The organism is Miniimonas sp. S16 (assembly GCF_057748195.1).
Window position 1 is genome coordinate 2657899 of record NZ_CM173242.1, and the last position, 23989, is coordinate 2681887.

Genomic DNA, 23989 nt, shown 5'->3' on the forward strand with positions numbered 1-23989 from the left:
GGGCGCTCGGTGCGCTGATCGAGGACTCACAGACAAGTCACAGCCACGCCGTAGCGTCGACACATCGCGCGCGCGGATGATGAGCGTCATGACGAACCCGGCTGCGGCCACCCCCGAGGTCCTGACCCGCACGGACGGGTCCCCCCTGCGCGTCCTCGTCGTCGACGACGAGGAGAACCTGCGCGAGCTCCTGGCGACCGTGCTGCGGTACGAGGGCTGGCGCGTCGAGACGGCGGCCGACGGCCACCAGGCGCTCAAGGTCGTCAAGGAGCTCGACCCGGACGTGGTCGTCCTCGACGTCATGATGCCCGGCATCGACGGCCTCGAGGTGCTCCGCCGCATCCGCGCGACCAACCGCGTCCCGGTCCTGTTCCTCACCGCGCGCGACTCCCTCGCCGACCGCGTGCACGGCCTCACGGCGGGCGGCGACGACTACGTGACCAAGCCGTTCAGCCTCGAGGAGGTCGTGGCCCGGCTCCGCGCCCTCATGCGGCGCTCGGGCGCGCTCGCCCAGCGGCCGGACGCGGTGCTCGAGGTCGGCGACCTCACGCTCGACGAGGACTCCCACGAGGTGCGCCGCGGCGGCGACGAGATCCAGCTGACCGCCACCGAGTTCGAGCTCCTGCGCTACCTCATGCGCAACCCGCGCCGCGTGCTGTCCAAGGCGCAGATCCTCGACCGCGTCTGGCAGTACGACTTCGGCGGTCAGGCGAACATCGTCGAGCTCTACATCTCCTACCTGCGGCGCAAGATCGATGCGGGCCGTGAGCCCATGATCCACACGCTGCGGGGCGCGGGGTACGTGCTCAAGCCCGCGTCGTGACCGGGCCGAGCACGCCCGAGCCGAGCACGCCCGAGCCGAGCACGCCCGAGCGCTCCGGGAGCGTCTCCGCAGCCGCCGGCTCGGCTGCCGACGTCGGCGGGCGGTCGAGACGCGCCGAGTCCCGGGGGGACGCCGCGCGCCGCCCGCTGCGCCTGCGCACCCAGCTCATCCTCGTCGTCGGTGGCGTGGCGCTCGCGATCGCCGTCCTGCTCGGCGCCGTGTCCTCGCTGTCGCTGCGCGCGCAGCTCGTGGGCGGCGTGGACCGCTCGCTCGAGGCATCGGCCGAGCGCGGCCGGATGGCGCCGGACCGCGACGGCTCGTGGGGCGGCGACGGCCCCGCGCCCACCCCACCCCCGACCGACGGCTCCGACGGCGCCGGCTCCGGCTCCGGCTCCGGCACTGGCGCCGGCTCCGGCCAGGGCAGCGGCGCCGGCGGCGACACGCCCCCGCTCGGCCTCGGCGTTCTCGGTCAGGCCGCCGGCACGATCGTCGTGGAGGTGTCCGACGGCGTCGCCTCCGGGGCCTACATCGACGAGGACGCCGAGGTCGTCCAGCTCGACGACGCGCAGGTCGCGGACCTGGAGGACGTCGGGACCGCACCGGAGTGGGTGACGCTCGACGGGCTGGGCACCTACCGCGCGATGGCCACCGAGCGCAGCGACGGCACCCGATTCGTCACGGCCCTGCCGTGGGCGGACAGCGCCGAGACGCTCCAGCGCTACCTCGTCGTCGAGCTGCTGGTGGGCGCGCTCGCCGTCGTGCTCGCCGCCGCTGCGGCGACCGTGCTCGTGCGCCGCGCGCTGCGACCCCTGGATCGCGTCGCGCAGACCGCCGCGCGCGTCTCCGAGCTGCCCCTGGACCGCGGCGACGTCGCGATCGCGGAGCGCGTCCCGGCGCGCGACACCGACGAGCGCACCGAGGTGGGCAAGGTGGGCGCCGCGGTCAACCGCATGCTCGGGCACGTGGAGTCCTCGCTCGCTGCGCGCCACGAGAGCGAGACGACGGTGCGCGCCTTCGTCGCGGACGCGAGCCACGAGCTGCGCACCCCGCTCGCCTCGATCCGCGGCTACTCCGAGCTCGTCCTGCGCCGCGGCGTCTCGACCGGCGAGCTGAGCCCCGAGACGGAGCACGCCGTCGGACGCGTCGCGGCCGAGGGCAAGCGCATGCAGGCCCTCGTCGAGGACCTCCTGCTGCTCGCGCCTGGACGCCGGCCGCGAGCTCACGCACGCCGACGTCGACCTCGTGGCGATCGCGGTGGACGTGACCTCGGACGCGCACGCCGCCGGCCGTGACCACCGCTGGCGGCTCGACGTGCCCGAGGACGGCGTGCCGCCCGTGCCGGGCGACGAGCCCCGGCTGCGTCAGGTCCTCGTCAACCTGCTCGGCAACGCCCGCGTGCACACCCCGGCGGGCACCACGGTCACCACCTCGGTCCGCGCGGGGCACGACGGCGAGCTCGGCGACGTCGTCGTCCTCACCGTGACCGACGACGGGCCGGGCATCGACCCGGCGCTGCTGCCCACGCTGTTCGACCGGTTCTCCCGGGGCGACACCGCGCGCGGACGCGGTCAGGGCGAGCTCGCCTCGACCGGGCTCGGGCTCGCGATCGCCGAGGCGATCGTCTCCGCGCACGGGGGCCGGATCGCCGTCGACTCCGTCCCCGGCCGCACCTCCTTCACCGTGCTGCTGCCGACCGAAGGGGGAGCGGCGTCGGGCAGGATGGACCGGTGAGTGCAAAGCCGGGACGGCTCGCCGTCGGGATCATCGGGGCGGGCCGGGTCGGCGCGGTGCTGGGCAGCGCGCTGCGCGCCGTCGGGCACGAGGTGGTGGGCGTGAGCGGCGGCTCGCCGGAGACGCTGAGCCGGATCGAGACGCTGCTGCCGGCGGTGCCGGTGCTCGACATGGTCGACGTCGCGCGCGCGGCGGATCTCGTGATCGTGGGCGTGCCCGACGACGCGATCGCCGACGTCGTCGGCTGGGTCGCGGCGCAGGGCGGCTTGCGCCCCGGCCAGATCGTGCTGCACCCCTCGGGCAGCCACGGCACGGACGTGCTCGCGCCGGCCGTCGCCGCAGGCGCCATCCCGCTCGCGGTGCACCCCGCGATGACGTTCACCGGGACCTCGCTCGACCTCGCGCGGCTCGAGGGCACGCCCTTCGCGGTGACCGCGCCCGCACCCGTGCAGCCGATCGGGCAGGCGCTCGTCGTCGAGCTCGGTGGCGAGCCCGTGCTCCTCGCCGACGCCGCCCGGCCCGCCTACCACGCGGCCCTGTGCCACGCGGCGAACCACCTCGTGACGCTCGTGTCGCAGGCGCAGACCGTGCTCGCCGACGCCTCGGGCGAGGAGCCCGGGACGTCGCCGACCGAGGGGGCCGGCCGCCTGCTCGGCCCGGTCACCCGTGCCGCGCTCGAGGGTGCGCTGACCCGCGGCCCGGCCGCGCTCACCGGCCCGGTGAGCCGTGGCGACGTCGGGACCGTGGCGGCGCACCTGCGGGCGCTCGACGCGCTCGACGCCGGCGGGCTCGTCGACGTGGAGCCGGGGCTCGGTGCTGCTGTCGACCCAGCGGACGGCCGAGCCGGCGCGGGCGAGATCGGCGGCACCTACCGCGCGATGGCGCTGGCGACCACGGCGCTGGCGCAGCGCGCGCGGCGGATCGACGACGCCGCGGCGACGGACCTGCGGCGCGCCCTCGCGGCCCGGCCCGAGACCGTCCCGGCCGCGACGACCGGGGCGAGGCCCGCCGTCGTGCACACCGTCGCCGAGCTGCGCGCCGCGCGCCGCGGGATGGTCGGCGAGGTCGCCATCGTGCCGACGATGGGCGCGCTGCACGCCGGCCACCTCGCGCTGGTGCGTGCGGCGCGGCAGGCCGCACGGCATGTCGTGGTGTCGGTGTTCGTCAACCCGACGCAGTTCGGCGACGCGGGCGACCTCGCCGTCTACCCCCGCACGCTCGAGGCCGACGTCGCAGCCCTGGCCGCGCTCGGTGCCGACGCGCCGGACGTCGTGTTCGCGCCCTCCGTGCAGGAGATGTACCCGCGCGGCCGTACGAGCATCACGCTCGACCCCGGGCCGATCGCGGACCGGCTCGAGGGTGCCTCGCGACCCGGCCACTACTCCGGAGTCCTCACCGTGGTGAGCAAGCTGTTCCACCTCGTTCAGCCCGACGTCGCGGTGTTCGGGGAGAAGGACGCGCAGCAGCTCGCGCTCGTGCGCCTCATGGTGGCCGACCTGGACGTGCCGCTGTGGGTGCTGTCGGTGCCGACCGTGCGCGAGGCGGACGGGCTCGCGCTGTCCAGCCGTAACGCCCGGCTGAGCGCGGACGGGCGCGAGCGCGCCCTCGCGCTGTCGCGCTCGGTGGCCGCGGTGACGCGGCTCGCCGCCGCGGGCGCGAGCCCGACCGATGCGCTGGCGGCCGCGCGGGCCGAGCTCGACGTCGAGGGCGTCGAGGTGGACTACGCCGAGATCGTCGACGCGGTGACGTTCGAGCCGGTGACGTTCGAGCCGGTGGAGCCCGGGGAAGTCGGCGACGCGGACGAGACCGGCGAGCCGAGCGCGACCGGCGGGCCAGGCGAGGTCGGCACGAACGCCGGACCCGGCGCGGCCGAGCCGCGCTACGTCGTCGCGGCCGTCGTCGAGGGCGTGCGCCTCATCGACACCGGCGCGGTGCCGTTCGCCGCCCGCCGGTAAACTCGCCGGGTGCCAGAACCGATCGACCCCACCCCCGCGCGTGACGTGACCGCCGACGTCACCGGTGCCGCCCCCGAGACCGCAGCGGCCAGCGCCGTCGACCAGGACGCGCTCGACCAGGACGCGCTCGACGCCGAGGTGCTCGAGGCGGACCCGGAGCAGGTCCGGGTCCGCAAGGAGAAGCGCGAGCGCCTCCTCGAGGCGGGCCGTGAGCCCTACCCGGTCGCCGTCCCCGTCACCACGACGATCACGCAGGTGCGCGCGACGCACGCGGACCTGGAGACCGGCGCCGAGACCGACGACGTGGTGGGCGTCGCGGGCCGCGTCATGCACCTGCGCAACACCGGCAAGCTGTGCTTCGTCTCGATCGCCGACGGCGACGGGCTGACCCTCCAGGTGATGCTCTCCCTCGCCGAGGTGGGCGCGGAACGCCTCGCGGACTTCAAGGCCGACGTCGACCTGGGCGACTTCCTGTTCGCGCACGGCCGGGTCGTGCGGTCGCGGCGTGGTGAGCTGTCGATCATGGCCGACTCGTGGCAGCTCGCGGCGAAGGCACTGCGTCCGCTCCCCACGCTGCACAAGGAGACGAGCGAGGAGACGCGCGTGCGGCGGCGCTACCTCGACCTCATCGCCCGGCCCGAGGCGCGCCGGATGGTGCGGGTGCGTGCCGGCGTCGTGCGCTCGCTGCGGGAGTCCTTCCACCGCCGCGGGTACGTCGAGGTCGAGACGCCCATCCTGCAGTCCCAGCCGGGCGGTGCCAGCGCGCGGCCGTTCCGCACGCACATGAACGCGTTCGACGCCGACCTCTCGCTGCGGATCGCCACCGAGCTCTATCTCAAGCAGGCCGTGGTCGGCGGCGTCGAGCGCGTGTTCGAGATCGGTCGGCAGTTCCGCAACGAGGGTGTCGACTCCTCGCACAGCCCCGAGTTCTCCTCGCTCGAGGCTTATCAGGCGTGGACCGACTATCGCGGGATTGCCACCCTCACGCGCGAGCTGATCCAGGAGGCCGCGCTGTCGGTGTTCGACACCACCGAACTCACCCTGGCCGACGGTTCTCCCTACGACATCGGCGGGGAGTGGCCGTGGCTCTCCCTCTACGGATCGGTCTCGGACGCGCTGGGTGAGGAGATCACCGCCCAGACCCCGATGGCGACGCTGCTCGCCGTCGCCCAGCGACTCGATATCGATCTCGACGGTGTGCGTGCGCTCACACCCGGAAAGGTGGTCGAGGAGATCTTCGAGCACCTCGTGGGGGACCATCTCGTGGCCCCGACATTTGTCCACGACTACCCGGTCGACACCTCGCCACTGGTCCGCGCACACCGATCCACCCCTGGCGTCGTGGAGAAGTGGGACCTGTACGTGCGCGGGTTCGAGCTGGGCACGGGCTACTCCGAGCTCGTCGACCCGGTCGTGCAGCGGGAGCGGTTCGAGGCGCAGGCGCTGCTCGCGGCCGCGGGCGACCCCGAGGCGATGCGGGTGGACGAGGACTTCCTGCGCGCCGTCGAGCACGCGCTGCCGCCGATGGGGGGCATGGGGATGGGGATCGACCGCCTGCTCATGGCGCTCACGGGTCTCGGCATCCGCGAGACGATCCTGTTCCCGCTCGTCCGGCCGCAGGCGTAGGGTCGAAGGATGTGGGAGAACCTCGGCGCGCTCGTGCCCTCGATCGGCGTTCTGGCGCTCTTTCTGGTGGTGGTGCGAGCGATCGTTCTCGCGGATCGCCGCGAGCGCGCTAAGCGTCTGGCCGAGGAGGCGCAGCGGCGCGAACGAATGGGGCCGCCCTCTTCCTGAAGATCCCGCGACGGCGAACTCACCGTCTCGTGAGACATTCCTCACGAGAGTTGAGCAAGTCATCGAACGCGGTCGGTCGCCATCGGAACAACCGGCTGCGGCACTTCTTTGTTGACATGTCCCGCGCTCTCATTCACTCTTGCCTCACTGCTCTGATGTTTCACGAGCAACGGCGACACCCAGGAGGAATTCCATGGCACAGCGAGTCAGCGTGCTGCTCATCGACGACCTCGACGGCAAGGAGGCGGCCGAGACGGTCACCTTCGGGCTCGACGGCGTCACCTACGAGATCGACCTTTCGGCGGAGAACGCCGCCAAGCTGCGGGAGGAGTTCGCCGGCTGGGTCGGCGCCGCGAGGCGCAGCGGGGGTCGCCGCACCACCACCCCGGCCCGCTCGGGCCGTGGCTCGTCGTCGGGTTCGGGCAAGGCGTCCGACGCCTCGGTGATCCGCGCGTGGGCCGCCGAGAACGGTCACACGGTGAGCGACCGCGGCCGGATCCCGGCTGAGGTGCGCGCCGCGTACGAGGCCGCGAACTGACGCGTTCGCACGCGCTCTGACGCACGCCCGAAGGGCCCGGACCGCGTGGTCCGGGCCCTTCGTCGCGCCGTGTCCCGGCCACCGGTCGTGGGCCCAACGGCCCCCACCACGTCACGCGGGTGCGCCATGATGGGCACATGACCTACACCCTGGTACTGCTCCGCCACGGCGAGAGCGAGTGGAACGCCAAGAACCTCTTCACCGGCTGGGTCGACGTGGCCCTGTCCGAGAAGGGCGTCGAGGAGGCCAAGCGCGGCGGGACGCTGCTCACCGAGAACGGTGTGCTGCCCGACGTCGTGCACACCTCGCTCCTGCGCCGCGCGATCACGACGGCGAACCTCGCGCTCGACGCCGCGGACCGGCACTGGATCCCGGTCAAGCGGTCCTGGCGCCTCAACGAGCGTCACTACGGCGCGCTGCAGGGCAAGGACAAGAAGCAGACGCTCGAGACGTACGGCGAGGAGCAGTTCATGCTCTGGCGCCGCTCCTACGACGTCCCGCCGCCGGACATCGAGCTGGGCTCGGAGTTCTCCCAGGACGGCGACCCGCGCTACTCCGGTGAGCCGATCCCGCGCGCCGAGGCCCTCGCGCAGGTGCTCGTGCGCGCGCTGCCCTACTGGGAGAGCGCCGTGGTCCCGGACCTCAAGGAGGGCAAGACCGTCCTCGTGGCCGCGCACGGCAACTCGCTGCGCGCCATCATCAAGCACCTCGACGGCATCGACGACGCGACCATCGCCGGCCTCAACGTGCCCACCGGCATCCCGCTCGTGTACGAGCTCGACGAGAACCTCAAGCCCGTGACGGCCGGCGGGACCTACCTCGACCCCGAGGCGGCCAAGGACGCGATCGCCGCGGTCGCCAACCAGGGGCGCTGAGACCGGCCGCTCCGCGACGCGAGAAGCCCGCAGCACCCCGCACCCCCCAACCTCACGAGGTCGGGGGGTGCGCTCGTCCCGCCCTACGCGCCCGCAAAGCCCGGCCCGGACGGCACGCGGCCCCCGACCGGGTCAGGTCGGGGGCCGCGGGCGTGCGGGGCGGGTTGTTCAGCGCACCCCGGCGGTCGAGGACACGGTCTCGCCCGTGACGAGGAACAGGATCCGGCGCGCCACCGAGGTGCCGTGGTCGCCGAAACGCTCGAAGTACCGGCCCAGCAGCGTGATGTCGACGATCTGCTGCGGCGTGAAGGCGGTGGCGTCCGCCGACGGCGACAGGATGATGCGGAACGTCTCCTGGTGCAGCCGGTCGAGCTCGTCGTCGTCCGCCATCACGCGGTGCGCCAGCTCGACGTCGCGCGACTCCAGAAGGTCCACCACGTCGCTCGCGACGGCGTTGGCCGCGTCCGCGATCGAGCGGAAGAGCGGCTCGGCGAGCGGGGGCAGGGCCGGGTCCGGGAACCGACCGCGCGCGATCGAGGCGATGTGCCGGGCGAGGTCGCCCATCCGCTCGATCGTGCTCGACATCCGCATCGCGCTCACGACGACCCGCAGGTCGGTGGCCACCGGCTGCTGACGGGCCAGCAGCGTCACACACTGCTGGTCGACGCCGTCCTGGAGCGCGTCGATCCGCCGGTCGCGCTCGATGACGGTCTCGGCGAGCTCCAGGTCCTGGGTGAACAGCGCGGTCGTCGCGTCCTGCATCGCGGTGCGAACCAGCGATGCCATGGCGGCGAGGTCGTCCGCGACCTGCTCCAGCTCCTGCTGGAAGATCTCTCGCAACGTTTTCCCCCATCTGGGTCGTGGTGCCCGCCGGGCGGGCATGTGTTCGAGGCGACGATTCCACGACGAGGTGAACGGCCGGTGAGCCGCCGATGAACTCGGCGCGGACGGGCGGCGAGACGCCCCGCTGCGGTGCCGTGCGCTTCGGCGAGCAGCCTACGCTCGACGCGTGGGAGACAACGTGCAGGTCGTGTCGGTCGTGCTGCTCGGGCTCCTCGTGATCGCGGTCTCCGTCCTGGCGTTCCGCGTCAGCGAGCGCCAGCAGCGCCCGACGCCGCCCGCGACGACGGGCGAGGAGCTCGACGGCGACCTCGTCCGCCTGCTCTCGGTGCTGCGGACCGCGTCGGTCGTGCTGGACGCCGAGGACGCCGTCGTGCGCGCGACCCCGTCGGCCTACGCGCTCGGACTCGCCCGCGGCGGACACCTCGTGCACCCCGAGCTCGTGGAGCTCGTGACGGAGGCGCGCCGCGAGGGCGGGATCCGGCAGGTGCAGCTCACGCTGCCGCGCGGCCCGGTCGCCGGCGCCGGGCGCCTCATCCTGCACGCCCAGATCGCCGCGCTGAGTGGGCAGCGGGTGCTGCTGCTCGCCGAGGACCGCACGGCCGCCGTGCGGCTGGACGAGGTGCGTCGGGACTTCGTCGCGAACGTCTCGCACGAGCTCAAGACCCCGGTGGGCGCCATCGCGCTGCTCGCCGAGACGCTCGAGGACGCCGCGGACGAGCCCGACGTCGTCCGGGAGTTCTCGCGTCGGCTCGCCCAGGAGGCGCGCCGGTTGAGCGCCCTGGTCCAGGACATCATCGACCTCTCCCGGGTGCAGGACGCGGACGCGCTGCTGGACTCGCGCGTCGTCGACGTCGACGCCGTGGTGACCGAGGCCGTCTCGCGCAACGAGGTCGAGGCGCGCGCCCGCGACATCGCGATCGCCGCGCCCGGCGGCAGCGGCCTGCAGGTGTTCGGCGACGAGGCCCTGCTGGTGACGGCCGTGCGCAACCTCGTCGACAACGCCCTGCGCTACTCCGACGGCGGGACCCGGGTCACGGTCGCGGCACGCTCGGGCCGGGACGGGCTCGTGGAGATCGCCGTGATCGACCAGGGCATCGGGATCGACGCCGATCTCCTGCCGCGCGTCTTCGAGCGCTTCTACCGGGTCGACGCCGCCCGCTCGCGCCAGACCGGCGGTACCGGGCTCGGGCTCGCGATCGTCAAGCACGTCGCGGCTGACCACGGCGGCGAGGTCACCGTGTGGTCGCAGCCGGGCCGTGGATCCACCTTCACGTTGCGCCTGCCCAGCGCCGACTCTCCCACCAGTGACTCAGCCGCCGCCGCCCCCGCCGCGCCGGCCGCCGCAGCGCCGGCCGCCCCAGCACCGGCGGCCGCAGCGGCGGGCCCTGCAGGGCCAGGTTCTGCCGCGCCGGCGGCCGCGCCGGAGAACGGCCCCGCCCCCGGCGCCGGTCCCGGATCGGGCGCCCGCAACGCCGCCGCGAGCACCGGTGGCGCCACGCGCGCCTCGGGCGCGAGCACCTCGACCCGCGGCGAGCGCCGCACCGACACCCTGACCACCCCCCGTCCGGAGAGCACCTCCGGCGGACCGGCCGCACCCACCGGAGGAACCGCGTGACCCGCATCCTGATCGTCGAGGACGAGGAGTCCTACCGCGCCCCCCTGGCGTACCGCCTCGAGAAGGAGGGGTTCGAGGTGCTCCAGGCCGAGACCGGTCCGGACGCGGTGGCGGTCTTCGACGCCGAGGGGGCCGACCTCGTGCTGCTCGACCTCATGCTGCCCGGGATGGACGGCACCGAGGTGTGCCGCGAGCTGCGCCGCACGAGCGACGTGCCGGTCATCATGCTCACGGCGAAGGACGACGAGATCGACAAGGTCGTGGGTCTCGAGCTCGGCGCCGACGACTACGTGACGAAGCCGTACTCCTACCGCGAGCTCCTGGCCCGGGTGCGCGCGGTGCTGCGCCGGCGAGGCGAGGCGGGCGCCCAGCCGCAGGCCGAGGTGACCGCCGACGTGCTCGAGGTGGGGCGCATCGCCATGGACGTGGACCGGCACGAGGTGCGCGTGGACGGCGAGGTCGTGCCGGTGCCGCTGCGCGAGTTCGAGCTCCTCGAGATGCTCCTGCGCAACGCCGACCGCGTGCTCACCCGCGGGCAGCTCATCGACCGGATCTGGGGCGCGAACTACGTGGGCGACACCAAGACGCTGGACGTGCACGTGAAGCGCCTGCGGGCGAAGGTCGAGCGCGACCCGGGCGTGCCCGAGGCGATCGTCACGGTGCGCGGGCTGGGCTACAAGCTGGTCTCACCCGCGCGCTGAGGCGCGCTGGGCTGCGCTGAGTCTCGCCGGCCTCGTCGTCCGGCGCACGGCGCCGCCAGGATCCGCCGCACCGACCCGGCCCGACGGCGCACCCCGCGGCGCGCTCGGACGTCACCTCACGCGCGCCTCACGGCACGAGGTCGGCGTACTCCGCGAGGGTCCCGTCGAGCACGGGCACGGCGATCGACTGCGTGCCGAGGCCGGGCGTGTCGAACGTCATGTCGACGACGGCGCCGGGCTGCACGGGGACGTCGGCGAGGACGACGTCCTCGCCGCTGGTCGGGTCGAGCAGGACGGTCTCGCCCGCGGGCACGGTGACCCGGGTCGTGTCGCCGTCGGTGAACCCGAACGTGATTTGCGCGTCCTCGGTGCCGTTGTTGGTGAGGCCGCCGACCACGCGGGCGTCCCCGCCCACCGCGTCGGCGATCACGAGAATGTTCTCGCCCTTGACGGAGGCGTTCTCGCCCCAGCGCAGCTGCACGCCGTCGGACGACGCGTAGGGCTCGTCGGTGAGGACCGGTGAGCAGGCCGTGAGCGCGGCGACGGCGAGGAGTGCGCCGGCGGCACGGGTGACGGTGCGGGACATGCATCCTCCGGGAGTGCGTGAGTGGTCCCACCGTACCGACTCCGCGTCATCTCCCGCACCGGACGACGTCCCCGGCGAGCGCCCCACGAGGGCTCACGAGGAAGGGACGAGCACCCGATCGAGCAGCGACCACACCCCGACGGGCTTCGTCACGCGCCGACCCGCACCCCGACCCGAACCCGCGCGGATCCCCCTGCGCCCGCCCGCGTGGCGGTGACCTGCGCAAATGGACGGGATGTGAACAGGGTGTGCGTGAATGCCATGGTAGGATTGCCTCTGGAAAGGGGAGTGCCCTACATGTCCTTCGAGGTCGGCGAGACTGTTGTTTATCCGCACCACGGTGCGGCCCTCATCGAGAAGATCTCCACTCGCGTGATGCGGGGGGAGGAGAAGGTGTATCTGACCCTTCGAGTGGCCCAGGGCGACCTCATCATCGAGGTTCCCGCCGAGAACATCGACCTCGTGGGCGTCCGCGACGTCGTGGGTCAGGACGGGCTCGACAAGGTGTTCGAGGTGCTTCGCGCCGAGTACACCGAGGAGCCCACGAACTGGTCGCGTCGGTTCAAGGCAAATGTCGAGAAGATTGCGTCGGGTGACGTGATCAAGGTCGCCGAGGTGGTGCGCGACCTGTCCCGTCGCGACGCCGGCCGTGGCCTTTCGGCGGGGGAGAAGAGGATGCTCGCGCGTGCGCGGCAGATTCTCGTCTCCGAGCTCGCCCTCGCGAAGAAGACCGAGGAGGACAAGGCCGAGGCCATCCTCGACGAGGTCCTCGCCTCCTGATCGCGACTCCCGCTGTCGTCGGCCCTGGTCGGCGACGGCGGGTCGTGATCGACTCTCCTGCCGCCCCGGTGACGTCGCCGGTGTCGGAGGCTTCGCCGTCGTGCGCTGGTGTGCGAAGGAGCGCGCCGAGCGACCGCGGGCGCAACTCCGGCCGCGGCCCGTGCGGGCCGGACGCCCCGAGCGGGCGTCGGTAGGCTGACCCGGTGACGCTGCACCTCCACGACTCCGCTGCGCGCGCCCCGCGCGCGTTCGTGCCCCTCGAGCCCGGCCGGGTCGGGATGTACCTGTGCGGCGCCACCGTGCAGGGCGAGCCGCACGTGGGTCACCTGAGGTCCGCGCTCGCGTTCGACGTCCTCGTCCGCTGGCTGCGCCGCAGCGGCCACGACGTCACTCTCGTGCGGAACGTGACCGACGTCGACGACAAGATCCTCGCCAAGGCCGCCGCGGCCGACGTCGCGTGGTGGGCCTGGGCGTACCGGTTCGAACGCGCCTTCGACGAGGCCTACGCGGCCGTCGGCGTGCTGCCGCCCACGTACTCCCCCCGGGCGACCGGGCACGTGCCCGAGATGGTCGCGCTCATGGAGCGGCTCGTGGCGCGCGGGCACGCCTACCCGGGCGACCGCGGCAACGTGTGGTTCGACGTGCGGTCGCTGCCCGACTACGGCTCGCTCACCCACCAGGCGCTGGACAACATGCTCGCGGACCCCGATCCGGCCCCCGACAAGCGCGACCCGCACGACTTCGCGCTGTGGAAGGCGGCCAAGCCCGGCGAGCCGGCCACGGCCGCGTGGGCCACGCCGTTCGGCCCCGGCCGGCCGGGCTGGCACCTGGAGTGCTCGGCCATGGCGCACCGCTACCTGGGCGAGGAGTTCGACATCCACGCCGGCGGCATCGACCTGCGCTTCCCGCACCACGAGAACGAGCAGGCGCAGAGCCACGCGGCCGGCTACCCGTTCGCGCGGTACTGGCTGCACAACGCGTGGGTGACGAGCGACGGCGAGAAGATGAGCAAGTCGCTCGGCAACTACCTCGCGGTGGACCAGGTGCTGGAGCGCGCGTCGGCCCCCGTGGTGCGGCTCGCGCTCGTCGGTGCCCACTACCGCTCGACCGTGGAGTTCTCCGACGCCTCGCTCGCCGAGGCGGCCGCGACCTGGGAGCGGCTGTCCGGCTTCGTGGTGCGCGCCGCGGAGGTCGCCGGCGAGGCCGACGCCCGCGAGGTGTCCGACGGCGAGCTCCCCGACACCTTCGTCGCGGCGCTCGACGACGACGTCAACGTGGCGGCCGCCCTCGCGAGCGTCCACGAGGAGGTGCGCCGCGGCAACGCGGCCCTCGCCGCGGGCGACGACGCGGGAGCCGGCGTCGCGGCGCTGCGCGTGCGCGGCATGCTCGACGTGCTGGGCCTCGACCCCCTCGCGGAGCCGTGGCGCTCGGCCGCCGGCACCGACGCCACCCACGACGCGCTCGGCGTGCTCGTGGCGGGCGTGCTCGAGGAGCGAGCAGCCGCTCGGGCGAATAAGGACTGGGCCCGCGCCGACGCGCTGCGGGACCGACTGACGGCCGCGGGCGTCGTCGTCGAGGACGGTGCGGGCGGAGCCCGCTGGACGATCAAGGGATGAGCTGACATGGCAGGCAACAGCCAGCGCCGCGGAGCGGTGCGCAAGCCGGGGTCGAAGAAGGGCGCGACCGTCGGGTCCGGGGGCAACCGCCGCCGCGGGCTCGAGGGGCGCGGGCCGACGCCACCCGCCGAGGCGCGCACCGGTCACCCGGCCGCGCGCCGGGCGGCGGCCGCGACCAAGCGCGAGCAGCAGCGACCCGGTGGCGCGAAGAGCGGACAGGGCCGGCAGGACCGTCGGCCCGGGTCCGCCCGCGCCAAGGGCGACGAGGTCGTGGTGGGGCGCAACGCCGTCGTCGAGGCGCTGCGCGCGGGTGTGCCGGCACGCTCGCTGCACATCGCCTCGCGGATCGAGGCGGACGACCGCGTGCGCGAGATCGTACGGCTCACCACCCAGGCCGGCCTTCCGCTCGTGGAGACCACGAAGACCGACCTCGACGTGCTCTCGGACCGCTCGGTGCACCAGGGCGTGGTCCTCACGGTGTCCGAGTACGTCTACGCCGAGCCGGGCGACCTGCTCGACGCGGCGCTCGACGCGGGTGAGCCCGCCCTCGTCGTCGCGCTCGACGGCGTGACGGACCCCCGCAACCTCGGTGCGGTCATCCGGTCCGCGGGCGCGTTCGGTGCGCACGGCGTGCTGGTGCCCGAGCGCCGGTCGGCGGGCGTCAACGCCGCGGCGTGGAAGACGTCGGCCGGCGCGGCCGCCCGGGTTCCGGTCGCCCGCGCGACGAACCTCGTGCGCGCGCTGGAGGAGCTGAAGAAGGCGGGCTGCTTCGTGGTCGGCCTCGACGGCGACGGCCCGACGGCGATCGGCGACCTCGAGGTGGCCGACGGGCCCGTGGTCCTCGTCGCGGGGTCGGAGGGCAAGGGGCTGTCCCGCCTCGTGCGCCAGACCTGCGACCTCATCGCCGCGATCCCGATCGCGTCGTCGGTCGAGAGCCTCAACGCGTCCGTGGCCGCCTCGCTCGCCTTGTACGAGGTCTCGCAGCACCGCACGCGCTGACTGCTGAACCCGCGCCCGCTCTGCCCTGGCGAGCTTCGCCGGGGTGGAGCGGGAAACGCGGATTGCGTGCCGCCCTCGTTCCCTGCATCGGGGCGCCGGGGGGAGCGGGTTCGCCGATTGCGCGCCGCCCCCGTGACGCCACAGCGACTGTGCGTGACGGGAGAGCGACTCGCCGCCGCCACGCCGGATCTCCGCGGAGCGTCGGTGCTGGTCAGGGGCATGCGGCCGATGGCGCGTGCGCGGTGAGTCGCTGTGGCGTGAGGGACTGTCGCTCTGCCGTAAAGCGTCGATGAGGTGGCGGCACGAACCGCTGGCATCGCAACCCGTTCGGTAGCGGACCCAGCGATGTGTGCCGGTTGGGCGTGTGGACCCAGCGATCTGTGCCGGTAGGGCGCTCCAAGCCGGCACGAATCGCTGGCATCGCCCGGGGAGATGGCACGAATCGCTGGCATCGCGCGGGGGAGCGGCACGAACCGCTGGCACCACCCCGCACCCGGCGGAGCGCCTCGCGTGGTAGCGCTTCCACGCAGATCCCGCTACGCTGACCCGGCCGGCATGCACACGCGGAACGACCCGTGCCCTCGCGCGCCGACCACGCCAGCCAGGAGGACACCGCCATGCAGTTCGGCCACTTCGACGACGACGCGCGCGAGTACGTCGTCACCACGCCGCTCACGCCGTACCCGTGGATCAACTACCTCGGCTCGGAGCGGTTCTTCTCGCTGCTGTCCCACCTCGGCGGGGGCTACTCCTTCTACCGCGACGCCAAGATGCGCCGCCTCACGCGCTACCGCTACAACAACATCCCCACGGACGAGGGCGGCCGGTACCTGTTCGTCCACGACGCCGGCGACGTCTGGACCCCCACCTGGCAGCCGGTGCGCGCCGAGCTGGACCACTTCGAGGCGCGGCACGGCCTGGGCTACTCCACGATCACCGGCGAGCGGGGTGGCCTGCGGGTCGCCACCACGTTCCTGGTCCCGCTCGGCGAGGACGCCGAGGTCCAGAAGGTCACGGTCACGAACGTCTCGGACGCCCCCAAGCGCGTCTCGCTGTTCTCGTTCGTCGAGTTCGCGCTGTGGAACGCGCAGGACGACCAGACGAACTACCAGCGCAACCTCTCGATCGGCGAGGTCGAGGTGGAGGAGGCCACGCCGTCGGGCGGCTCGGCGATCTACCACCGCACGGAGTACCGCGAGCGCCGCAACCACTACGCCGTCTTCGGCGTCAACGAGCGCGCGGCCGGCTTCGACACCGACCGCGAGACGTTCCTCGGCGGGCCGTTCGCGTCGTTCGCGGACGCGGCGGTGCCGAGGTCCGGGGCGTCGGCGAACTCCGTCGCCTCGGGCTGGTACCCGATCGGCTCGCACTCGGTGGACCTCGAGCTCGCTCCCGGCGAGAGCCACGAGCTCGTCTACGTGCTCGGGTACCTGGAGAACGACGTCGAGCACAAGTGGGCGGACGAGGCCCACCAGGTCGTGAACAAGGAGGGCGCGCACGCCCTGCTGGCGCGGTTCGCCACGCCGGCGGCGTTCGACGCCGCGCACGAGGCGCTCCGCGAGCACTGGAACGGCCTGCTCGCCACGTACACCGTGTCCTCGAGCGACGAGAAGCTGGACCGGATGGTCAACGTCTGGAACCAGTACCAGTGCATGGTCACGTTCAACATGTCGCGCTCGGCGTCCTACTTCGAGACCGGTATCGGCCGCGGCATGGGCTTCCGGGACTCCAACCAGGACCTCCTCGGCTTCGTCCACCTCGTGCCCGAGCGCGCCCGCGAGCGCATCATCGACATCGCCTCGACCCAGTTCCCCGACGGCAGCGCCTACCACCAGTACCAGCCGCTCACGAAGCGTGGGAACGACGACATCGGCTCCGGCTTCAACGACGATCCGATGTGGCTCGTGGCGGGCGTCGCCGGCTACCTCAAGGAGACCGGCGACTACGCGATCCTCGACGAGCCGGTCCCGTTCGACAACGCGCCGGGCACCGAGGTGCCGCTCTTCGAGCACCTCACGCGCTCGTTCGACTTCGTCGTCTCGCACCTGGGTCCGCACGGCCTGCCCCTGATCGGCCGCGCCGACTGGAACGACTGCCTCAACCTCAACGCCTTCTCCACCGAGCCTGGGGAGTCGTTCCAGACCACCGAGAACAAGACCGGCGGCGCGGCCGAGTCGACCTTCATCGCGGCCCAGCTCGTGCTGTACGGCGCCGACTACGTGGCCCTCGCCGAGCGTCGCGGGCTCACCGAGGTCGCGCAGGCGGCCAGGACCGCCGTCGACGGCGTGCGCGTGGCCCTGCTCGAGCACGGCTGGGACGGGCGCTGGTTCCTGCGGGCGTACGACTACTACGGCAACCCGGTCGGCACGGGCGCCGACGACGAGGGCAAGATCTGGATCGAGCCGCAGGGGTTCGCCGTCATGGCGGGCGTCGGCGTCGAGCGCGGCGAGGACGGCAGCGTCCTGCCCGACTCGCGCGCCGTGCTCGCGCTGGACTCGGTCGGCGAGATGCTCGGCACCCCGCACGGGCTCGTGCTCCAGAGCCCGGCCTACACCACCTACCGGGTCGAGCTGGGCGAGGTCTCCACCTACCCGCCCGGCTACAAGGAGAACGGCGGCATCTTCTGCCACAACAACCCGTGGGTGATCATCGCCGAGACCGTGCTGGGTCGCGGTGAGCGCGCGTTTGACTACTACCGCCGGATCACGCCCGCCTACCGCGAGGCGATCAGCGACGTGCACCGGCTCGAGCCGTACGTGTACGCCCAGATGATCGCCGGCAAGGAGGCGGTGCGCGCCGGGGAGGCCAAGAACTCGTGGCTGACGGGGACCGCGGCGTGGAACTTCGTGGCCGTCTCGCAGTACCTGCTCGGGGTGCGGCCGGACTACGACGCGCTCGTCGTGGACCCGCAGATCGGCCCTGACGTGCCGGAGTTCACGGTCCGCCGGGTGCTGCGCGGCGCGACCTACGAGGTGACGGTGCGCAACTCCGGCGCCGAGGGCGTCCGCGCGCGCCTGGAGGTCGACGGCGTGCCCGTCGAGGGCAACCGCGTCCCGTACGCGCCCGCCGGCGCGACGGTGCGCATCACCGCGACGCTCTGACGCCGCGCGCGGCGTTCGCCCGGCGTGGGTGAGCGTCGCGCCCGACGGCGTGGCTCGCCATCACACCCGACGGCGCGCGCCGCGGTCGCGCCCGACAACGTCGGCTCAGCCGATGAGCTCGTCGTCCTCGTCGGAGATGGCCTGCAGCGTCATGGTGTCCAGGCCGAGCACGGCCTCCTCGTCCGGCCGGTGCCGCAGCACCTCGTCGACGTAGGTCCGCACGACCTCGTTCATCGGGAGGTCACGGTTGGCCTCCTGGGACTTGAACCAGCGGTGCTCGAGCAGCTCGTGGAAGATCTCGGCCGGCTCGAGCTTGCCGCGCAGCTCGCGCGGCACGGCCCGGATCGCGGGCTCGAACACGTTCGTCAGCCAGTCGTGGGCCGCGAACTCCTCGTCCTCGCCCTGGCGGTCGAACTCCACCCGGTAGGAGTCGAGGTCGTTGAGCAGCCGACGGGCCTGGTTCTCCTGCACGTCGAGGCCCGTGAGCCGCATGAGTCGCCGGTGGTGGTGCCCGGCGTCCACGACCTTGGGCTGGATCCGGATCCTCGTCCCGTCGATGTCCGTGGACATGTCGAGCTCGCCGACGTCGAACCCGAGGTCGTTGAGGCGGTTGATCCGCGCCTCGACCCGCCACAGCTCACCGGGCTCAAACCACTCGGACGTGGTGAGCTCCTGCCACAGCTCCTCGTAGCGCACCACGAGCATCTCGCCGACCGTGATGGTGTCGATGGGGGAGTCGAGGATCTCGCCGGCCTCGAGGTCCATCATCTCGCCGATGACGTTGACCCGGGCGATCTCGAGGTCGTAGGCGCGCTGCCCGTCGGAGAGCCGGTGGTGCAGGTCGCCGGTCTCGGCGTCGACCAGGTAGGCGGCGAAGGCACCCGCGTCGCGGCGGAACAGGGTGTTGGACAGCGAGACGTCGCCCCAGTAGAAGCCGTGCAGGTGCAGCCGGACGAGCAGCACCGCGAGCGCGTCGATGAGGCGCGTCGCGGTGTCGGGCCGCAGGTACTGGCTGAAGAGCGCGCGGTAGGGCAGCGAGAACGCCAGGTGCTCGGTGACGAGCGCGGGGGTGAGTGGCTCGCCGTCGAGCGAGCGTCGCCCGGTGATCACCCCGACGGGCTCGACCGAGGGGACGTCGATCCGGGAGAGCTGACGCAGCAGCTCGTACTCGCGGTGCGCGACGGTCTCACCGATCTCCTTGACGGCGATCACCCGGCCGGACAGTCGCACGAACCGCACCACGTGCCGGGAGATGCCTCGCGGGAGCGCGGCGAGCACCGAGTCGGGCCACTCCTCCAGCGGGAGGTGCCACGGCAGCGTGAGCAGCGCCGGGTCCGGCGACGCGGCGGTGATCTGGAGGCGGTTCGGCTCGGCCATGGGACTGCGTCCGATCGGGTCGATGACGGGCTGTGGGACCGGCGGTCCGGTGGGGTGCGTGGCGGTCGGCGGAGGTCAGCGTAGGCGCTGGGCCGTGAGCGGTGCGGCCTCGGCGAGGTCGACGACGGCGGGGTGGCTCGCCGTCGCGAGCACGTCCCGCAGCCGACCGGAGGCGACGAGCTCGCCGTCGGCCAGGACGTGGACCTCGGAGCAGAGTCGCTCGATCGACTCCAGGTCGTGGCTGACGAGGAGCACGGCGATGCCGAGGTCCGCGGTGAGGCCGGCGAGGCGACGCAGCACCTCGGCTCGCAGGCCGGGGTCGATCGCGGTGAGCGGCTCGTCCAGCAGGATGAGGTCGGGTCGGGTCGCGAGGGCGTGGGCGAGCGCGAGGCGCTGGCGTTCACCGCCGGACATCGTCACCACGCTGCGGCTTGCGTACGCCGGGTCGAGCGCGACGAACGTGAGCAGCCCGTCCACCGTGGTGGGGTGGGTGCGACCCGCGCGGCGGGCGTCCTTGAGCGCGCCGTCGAGGTAGCGCTGCGCCGTGAGGCGCGGGTCGTGCGTGGGCACCCCGTACTGCGAGACGTGCCGGACGGCGCCGTGGAACACCTTCTTGTCCCGCCGGCCCAGGCGGTGCGTCGCGTGCCCGCGGAACGTCACCGAGCCGCGGCTGGGGGTGACGGTGCCGAGCAGCGTGTGCACGAGCGTCGTCTTGCCTGCTCCGGACGGGCCGATCACGCCGACCGGTGCACCGCCCTCGACGAGCGTGAGGTCGATGCCGCGGAGCACGGGCTCGGAGCCGTAGGAGACCCAGAGGTCGCGTGCTGTGAGGATCGGGTCACCGGGTGCTGCCATGGTCCCCATTCTCCCCCACGACGACGACCGGAGAACGCCGCGAGGGCGGCCCCGGACGGGGCCGCCCTCGCGGGACGTGCTGGTCTGTGCCGTGTGGCGGACGTCAGTTGGGCAGACGCTCGCCGGTCGAGGCGGAGAAGTTGTGCTGCTCGCCCGGGCGGATCGTGACCCACACGTGCGAACCCTTCTCGGGCACCTGGCGCGGGTCGACGCGCACGATGATCTGCGACTCCCCGGCGCCGGAGCTGATCTTCGCCGCACCCTCGGTGCCGGCCGCGAGCTGGCCGTACACGAACGCGTCGGAGCCGAGCTCCTCGACGAGGTTGACCTCGACCGGGAACGCGCCGCCGCTGCCCTCGGAGCTGAGGTCGAGCGACTCGGGACGGAAGCCGACCTGGATCTTGCCGTTGTCGGCGTCGGTCACCGCGGCGAGCGTCTCGCGCGAGAGCGGGATGATCGCGCGGCCGAGCTGGGCGTGGCCGTCCTGGATGTTGAACTCGCCGATGTTCATGGCGGGCGAGCCGATGAAGCCGGCGACGAACACGTTCTGCGGGGTGTCGTACATCTCGCGCGGCGTGCCGACCTGCTGGAGGAGGCCGTCCTTGAGGACCGCGATGCGGTCACCCATGGTGAGGGCCTCGGTCTGGTCGTGCGTCACGTAGACCGTGGTGACGCCGAGACGACGCTGCAGCGAGGCGATCTGGGTACGCGTCTGGACGCGGAGCTTGGCGTCGAGGTTCGACAGCGGCTCGTCCATGAGGAACACCTGGGGCTGACGCACGATCGCACGACCCATGGCGACGCGCTGACGCTGACCACCGGAGAGGGCCTTCGGCTTGCGGTCGAGGTACTGGGTCAGGTCGAGGATCTTGGCGGCCTCCTCGACGCGCTCGCGGATCTCCGACTTGGACTTGCCGGCGATCTTCAGCGCGAAGCCCATGTTGTCGGCGACCGACATGTGCGGGTACAGCGCGTAGTTCTGGAACACCATCGCGATGTCGCGGTCCTTCGGCTGGACGTCCGTGACGTCGCGGTCGCCGATGAGGATGCGGCCGGAGTTGACGTCCTCCAGGCCGGCGAGCATGCGCAGCGACGTGGACTTGCCGCAGCCGGACGGGCCGACGAGGACGAGGAACTCGCCGTCGGCGATCTCGAGGTTGAGCTGGTCAACCGAGGGGCGCGTGGAGCCCGGGTAGATCCGGGTGGCGTTGTCGTAGGTGACGGTAGCCATGGGTAGGTCGATCCCTTCACCGGCAGGTACGTGCCGGACGATCCGTTGTGAAGAGTGACAGCAGCGACTGCGCTGACACGCCCCGGCCACGAGGGTCGCGGGACGGGACAAGTGTGACACACGGAAGCACCCGCCGAGGTGGTCCTTCTCACACCTCGGGCTCTTGACGCAGCGCGCGCGTGTCGTCGGTCAGAGCGCCGAGACGAGCGACCGCAGCAGCGCGACCACACCCGCTTCGTCCGGGACCCGGATCGCGGCGGCCGTCTCGCCGTCGCCCACCTTGATCCCGAGGTCGGCCGCGCCGAGCGAGGCGAGCGCGGTCTCGTCGGTGGTGTCGTCGCCCGCGAACACGACGGCGATGCTCGCCTCGGGCAGGCCCGCGTCGGCTGCGGCCTGGGCGCGGAGCCGTGCGACGGCGTCGGCCTTCGTCGTGGCGCGCACGCCGAGCTCGACGACCGCCTTGCCGACGATGGGGTGTACGCCCGGGCGGGCCGCGGGGCCGTCGACCGCGGCGCGGGTCGCGCGCTCGGCGTCGGCCGGGTCGCACCGACGCGTGTGCAGCACGCGGGCGAACGCCTTCTCCTCGATCCACGCGCCGGGCGCGCCGGCCACGATCGCCTCGAGGTCGGCGGTCAGCGTCGCGAGCAGCTGCTCCTCCGCCTCGGTGCGCTCGTCGGGCTCGGTGACGAGCGCGCCGTCGGCGTCGAGCCGGCCGACCTGCGCGCCGTGGCTGCCGGCGAGCAGCGTGCCGGGCGGCGGGGACGCGAGGCGCGCCAGGTCCGCGAGCCGGCGGCCGGAGACCAGCGCGAGCGTGCTGCGCGCGCCGCTAGCGACGCCGTCGAGCACCTGAGCGGCGCCCGCCACGGGACGCACGGCCATCGGGTCGTCGGCGAACGGGGCGAGGGTGCCGTCGAAGTCGAGGGCCACCAGCACGTGCCTCGCGGGTGCGAGGCGCGCGACGGCGAGCGCGAGCGCGTCGTCCTGCTCGCCGTCGTGCACCTCGAGCGGGGCGGGCGCGCCGGATGCGTCAGACATGCGTGTCCCTACGCGGCATCGCCTGCAGCGTGCCGAGGAAGGAGGAGGCCCAGTGCTGGACGTCGGAGTCGACGACCTTGCGGCGGAGCGCGCGCATCCGACGGCGCCGCTCGCGCGGGTTCATCCCGATGGCCTCGAGGATGGCGCTCTTCATACCGTCGATGTCGTGCGGGTTGACGATGACCGCCTGGGTGAGCTCGTCGGCCGCGCCGGCGAACTCGGAGAGCACGAGGACCCCGTCGAGGTCCACGCGTGCCGCGACGTACTCCTTGGCCACGAGGTTCATACCGTCGCGCAGCGCGGTGACGAGCATGACGTCCGCCGCGCGGTACATCGCGACCATCTCCTCCAGCGGGTAGGAGTGGTGCAGGTAGTGGATCGCGGCGCGGCCGAGGGCGCCGTGGTCGCCGTTGATCCGCCCGACGGTCACCTCGACCTCGTCCCGCAGCACCTTGTAGCGCTCGACCGCCTCGCGCGACGGCGAGGCGACCTGGACGAGCGTGACGTCCGGCGCGGCGACCTTGCCGTCGGCGAGCAGCTCGCCGAACGCCTTGAGGCGGTGCCGGATGCCCTTGGTGTAGTCGAGCCGGTCCACCCCGAGCAGCATGACGTCCGGGTCACCCAGGTCGTGGCGGATCTGCCGGGCGCGCTGCTCGATCTCCGGCGTCGCGGCGAGCTCGGCGATCGCCGCCGTGTCGATCGAGATCGGGAACGCCGCGACGCGCACGTGCCGCTCGGGGCGCGTCCAGCGCGAGCCGACCGTGACGACCTGGCCGCGCGTGGTGACGTCGGTGAGGCGACGGATGGCCCGCAGCACGTTGCCCGCGTCGCTCGCGCGCTGGGTCCCGATGAGATCGGCGCCCAGCAGGCCCTCGAGGACCTGCTTGCGCCACGGCAGCTGCGCGAAGATCTCCACCGGGGGGAACGGGATGTGCAGGAAGAAGCCGATCCGCAGGTCCGGCCGCAGTGCGCGCAGGAGGTTCGGCACGAGCAGCAGCTGGTAGTCCTGCACCCACACGGTGGCGCCCGGTGCGGCGACCTCGGCCGCGCGGCGGGCGAAGCGCCGGTTCACGGCCACGTAGGCGTTCCACCAGGTGCGGTGGAACTCGGGATCGACGACGGCGTCGTGCAGGAGCGGCCAGAGCGTGCCGTTGGCGAAGCCCTCGTAGTACAGCTCCACCTCGTCGGCCGACAGCGTCACCGGGACGATGTCGATGCTGTCCTCCTCGAACGGCTCGAGCTCGACGTCGGGCGTCCCGACCCAGCCGACCCAGGCGCCGTCCTCCTTGCGCATGAGCGGCGCGAGCGCCGTCACGAGGCCGCCGGGGGAGCGGGTGAACGTGCGGGTGCCGTCGCTCTCCACCGTCATGTCCACCGGGAGCCGGTTGGCGACGACGACGAGGTCCGCGCCGTCGTCCGGCGCGTCGTGCTCCGGCTCGGTCGGCGGGGCGGCGGGGCGGTCGGTCGGCTCGGCGGAGTTCACCGTTCCACCGTACGGGAGCCTGCCGCCGGGCGGCAGACACGCCCGGGTGAA

Annotated in this window: 21 protein-coding genes; 14 read left to right on the top strand and 7 right to left on the bottom strand. The window is 73.1% G+C overall.

The genetic code is table 11. The features are described 5' to 3' along the window. Window positions 1-79 precede the first annotated feature (79 nt). The 8 genes from AC3AQ1_RS11580 to AC3AQ1_RS11615 all read left to right on the top strand — a co-directional run bounded on the left by AC3AQ1_RS11580 (window position 80) and on the right by AC3AQ1_RS11615 (window position 7716). On the top strand, window positions 80-823 hold the full coding sequence (locus AC3AQ1_RS11580) for a response regulator transcription factor (RefSeq protein WP_199916606.1): 744 nt from the start codon (window positions 80-82) through the stop codon (window positions 821-823). Next, window positions 820-2115, top strand: coding sequence for a histidine kinase dimerization/phospho-acceptor domain-containing protein (locus AC3AQ1_RS11585; protein WP_234417489.1), 1296 nt, complete (start codon window positions 820-822; stop codon window positions 2113-2115). The genes AC3AQ1_RS11580 and AC3AQ1_RS11585 overlap by 4 nt, the downstream gene beginning before the upstream one ends. Then, window positions 2066-2554, top strand: coding sequence for a sensor histidine kinase (locus AC3AQ1_RS11590; protein WP_234417490.1), 489 nt, complete (start codon window positions 2066-2068; stop codon window positions 2552-2554). Before AC3AQ1_RS11585 ends, AC3AQ1_RS11590 begins: the two co-directional genes overlap by 50 nt. Further along, a complete protein-coding gene (panC, locus tag AC3AQ1_RS11595) occupies window positions 2551-4509 on the top strand; it encodes a pantoate--beta-alanine ligase (protein WP_159096533.1) in 1959 nt (652 codons plus the stop codon). Before AC3AQ1_RS11590 ends, panC begins: the two co-directional genes overlap by 4 nt. Window positions 4510-4647: 138 nt before the next feature. Continuing rightward, window positions 4648-6135, top strand: a complete 1488-nt coding sequence (gene lysS, locus AC3AQ1_RS11600) for a lysine--tRNA ligase (protein WP_199916608.1) — start codon at window positions 4648-4650, stop codon at window positions 6133-6135. A 9-nt stretch (window positions 6136-6144) separates the two neighbouring features. Continuing rightward, window positions 6145-6303 (top strand): hypothetical protein, encoded by a 159-nt coding sequence (locus AC3AQ1_RS11605; protein ID WP_180359629.1) that lies wholly within the window; start codon window positions 6145-6147, stop codon window positions 6301-6303. A 193-nt stretch (window positions 6304-6496) separates the two neighbouring features. Then, window positions 6497-6841 (top strand): histone-like nucleoid-structuring protein Lsr2, encoded by a 345-nt coding sequence (locus AC3AQ1_RS11610; RefSeq protein WP_108719097.1) that lies wholly within the window; start codon window positions 6497-6499, stop codon window positions 6839-6841. Window positions 6842-6978: 137 nt separating this feature from the next. Further along, entirely contained in the window at window positions 6979-7716 is a 738-nt protein-coding gene (locus AC3AQ1_RS11615) for a phosphoglyceromutase (protein ID WP_108719098.1), read from the top strand. A gap of 168 nt (window positions 7717-7884) precedes the next feature. Here AC3AQ1_RS11615 and phoU read toward each other — a convergent pair whose 3' ends face one another. After that, complete coding sequence (gene phoU, locus AC3AQ1_RS11620; protein WP_108719099.1) at window positions 7885-8556, bottom strand: phosphate signaling complex protein PhoU; 672 nt, start codon at window positions 8554-8556, stop codon at window positions 7885-7887. Window positions 8557-8725: 169 nt separating this feature from the next. On the opposite strand from phoU, the gene AC3AQ1_RS11625 reads away from it, so the two are divergent. Further along, window positions 8726-10174, top strand: a complete 1449-nt coding sequence (locus tag AC3AQ1_RS11625; protein WP_108719100.1) for a sensor histidine kinase — start codon at window positions 8726-8728, stop codon at window positions 10172-10174. Next, window positions 10171-10875, top strand: a complete 705-nt coding sequence (locus tag AC3AQ1_RS11630; protein WP_108719101.1) for a response regulator transcription factor — start codon at window positions 10171-10173, stop codon at window positions 10873-10875. The genes AC3AQ1_RS11625 and AC3AQ1_RS11630 overlap by 4 nt, the downstream gene beginning before the upstream one ends. 127 nt (window positions 10876-11002) lie before the next feature. On the opposite strand, the gene AC3AQ1_RS11635 is transcribed toward AC3AQ1_RS11630, so the two are convergent. Further along, complete coding sequence (locus AC3AQ1_RS11635) at window positions 11003-11461, bottom strand: hypothetical protein (RefSeq protein ID WP_108719102.1); 459 nt, start codon at window positions 11459-11461, stop codon at window positions 11003-11005. Between the two features lie 297 nt (window positions 11462-11758). Here AC3AQ1_RS11635 and AC3AQ1_RS11640 point away from each other — a divergent pair, with 297 nt between their 5' ends. From AC3AQ1_RS11640 to AC3AQ1_RS11655, 4 genes are all read left to right on the top strand, one after another. Beyond that, window positions 11759-12241, top strand: a complete 483-nt coding sequence (locus AC3AQ1_RS11640; protein ID WP_108720183.1) for a CarD family transcriptional regulator — start codon at window positions 11759-11761, stop codon at window positions 12239-12241. Between the two features lie 203 nt (window positions 12242-12444). Then, the gene (cysS, locus tag AC3AQ1_RS11645) at window positions 12445-13857 is read left to right on the top strand and encodes a cysteine--tRNA ligase (RefSeq protein WP_108719103.1); all 1413 of its coding nucleotides are present in this window, start codon (window positions 12445-12447) and stop codon (window positions 13855-13857) included. 6 nt (window positions 13858-13863) lie between these two features. Next, window positions 13864-14856, top strand: coding sequence for a 23S rRNA (guanosine(2251)-2'-O)-methyltransferase RlmB (gene rlmB, locus AC3AQ1_RS11650; RefSeq protein WP_108719104.1), 993 nt, complete (start codon window positions 13864-13866; stop codon window positions 14854-14856). Window positions 14857-15473: 617 nt separating this feature from the next. Beyond that, window positions 15474-17957, top strand: a complete 2484-nt coding sequence (locus AC3AQ1_RS11655) for a glycoside hydrolase family 94 protein (protein WP_108720184.1) — start codon at window positions 15474-15476, stop codon at window positions 17955-17957. Window positions 17958-18062: 105 nt separating this feature from the next. On the opposite strand, the gene AC3AQ1_RS11660 is transcribed toward AC3AQ1_RS11655, so the two are convergent. The 5 genes from AC3AQ1_RS11660 to AC3AQ1_RS11680 form a co-directional block, all read right to left on the bottom strand. Continuing rightward, window positions 18063-19334 carry a DUF4032 domain-containing protein gene (locus AC3AQ1_RS11660; RefSeq protein ID WP_108719105.1) on the bottom strand — a complete coding sequence of 424 codons (1272 nt, stop codon included), beginning with the start codon at window positions 19332-19334 and terminating at the stop codon, window positions 18063-18065. Between the two features lie 75 nt (window positions 19335-19409). Then, entirely contained in the window at window positions 19410-20189 is a 780-nt protein-coding gene (locus AC3AQ1_RS11665; RefSeq protein ID WP_108720185.1) for an ABC transporter ATP-binding protein, read from the bottom strand. A gap of 103 nt (window positions 20190-20292) precedes the next feature. Beyond that, window positions 20293-21420 carry an ABC transporter ATP-binding protein gene (locus AC3AQ1_RS11670; protein WP_108719106.1) on the bottom strand — a complete coding sequence of 376 codons (1128 nt, stop codon included), beginning with the start codon at window positions 21418-21420 and terminating at the stop codon, window positions 20293-20295. A gap of 189 nt (window positions 21421-21609) precedes the next feature. Then, entirely contained in the window at window positions 21610-22455 is an 846-nt protein-coding gene (otsB, locus tag AC3AQ1_RS11675) for a trehalose-phosphatase (protein WP_108719107.1), read from the bottom strand. Continuing rightward, on the bottom strand, window positions 22448-23824 hold the full coding sequence (locus tag AC3AQ1_RS11680) for an alpha,alpha-trehalose-phosphate synthase (UDP-forming) (protein ID WP_180359631.1): 1377 nt from the start codon (window positions 23822-23824) through the stop codon (window positions 22448-22450). Before AC3AQ1_RS11680 ends, otsB begins: the two co-directional genes overlap by 8 nt. Window positions 23825-23989 lie beyond the last annotated feature (165 nt).

Bases quoted from the DNA above. Each gene is read 5' to 3' on its own strand.
- AC3AQ1_RS11580 (WP_199916606.1), top strand. From the start codon at position 80: ATGAGCGTCATGACGAACCCGGCTGCGGCCACCCCCGAGGTCCTGACC.
- AC3AQ1_RS11605 (WP_180359629.1), top strand. From the start codon at position 6,145: ATGTGGGAGAACCTCGGCGCGCTCGTGCCCTCGATCGGCGTTCTGGCG.
- AC3AQ1_RS11610 (WP_108719097.1), top strand. From the start codon at position 6,497: ATGGCACAGCGAGTCAGCGTGCTGCTCATCGACGACCTCGACGGCAAG.
- AC3AQ1_RS11615 (WP_108719098.1), top strand. From the start codon at position 6,979: ATGACCTACACCCTGGTACTGCTCCGCCACGGCGAGAGCGAGTGGAAC.
- AC3AQ1_RS11635 (WP_108719102.1), bottom strand. From the start codon at position 11,461: ATGTCCCGCACCGTCACCCGTGCCGCCGGCGCACTCCTCGCCGTCGCC.
- AC3AQ1_RS11640 (WP_108720183.1), top strand. From the start codon at position 11,759: ATGTCCTTCGAGGTCGGCGAGACTGTTGTTTATCCGCACCACGGTGCG.
- rlmB (WP_108719104.1), top strand. From the start codon at position 13,864: ATGGCAGGCAACAGCCAGCGCCGCGGAGCGGTGCGCAAGCCGGGGTCG.
- AC3AQ1_RS11655 (WP_108720184.1), top strand. From the start codon at position 15,474: ATGCAGTTCGGCCACTTCGACGACGACGCGCGCGAGTACGTCGTCACC.
- AC3AQ1_RS11660 (WP_108719105.1), bottom strand. From the start codon at position 19,334: ATGGCCGAGCCGAACCGCCTCCAGATCACCGCCGCGTCGCCGGACCCG.
- AC3AQ1_RS11665 (WP_108720185.1), bottom strand. From the start codon at position 20,189: ATGGCAGCACCCGGTGACCCGATCCTCACAGCACGCGACCTCTGGGTC.
- AC3AQ1_RS11670 (WP_108719106.1), bottom strand. From the start codon at position 21,420: ATGGCTACCGTCACCTACGACAACGCCACCCGGATCTACCCGGGCTCC.
- otsB (WP_108719107.1), bottom strand. From the start codon at position 22,455: ATGTCTGACGCATCCGGCGCGCCCGCCCCGCTCGAGGTGCACGACGGC.
- AC3AQ1_RS11680 (WP_180359631.1), bottom strand. From the start codon at position 23,824: ATGACGGTGGAGAGCGACGGCACCCGCACGTTCACCCGCTCCCCCGGC.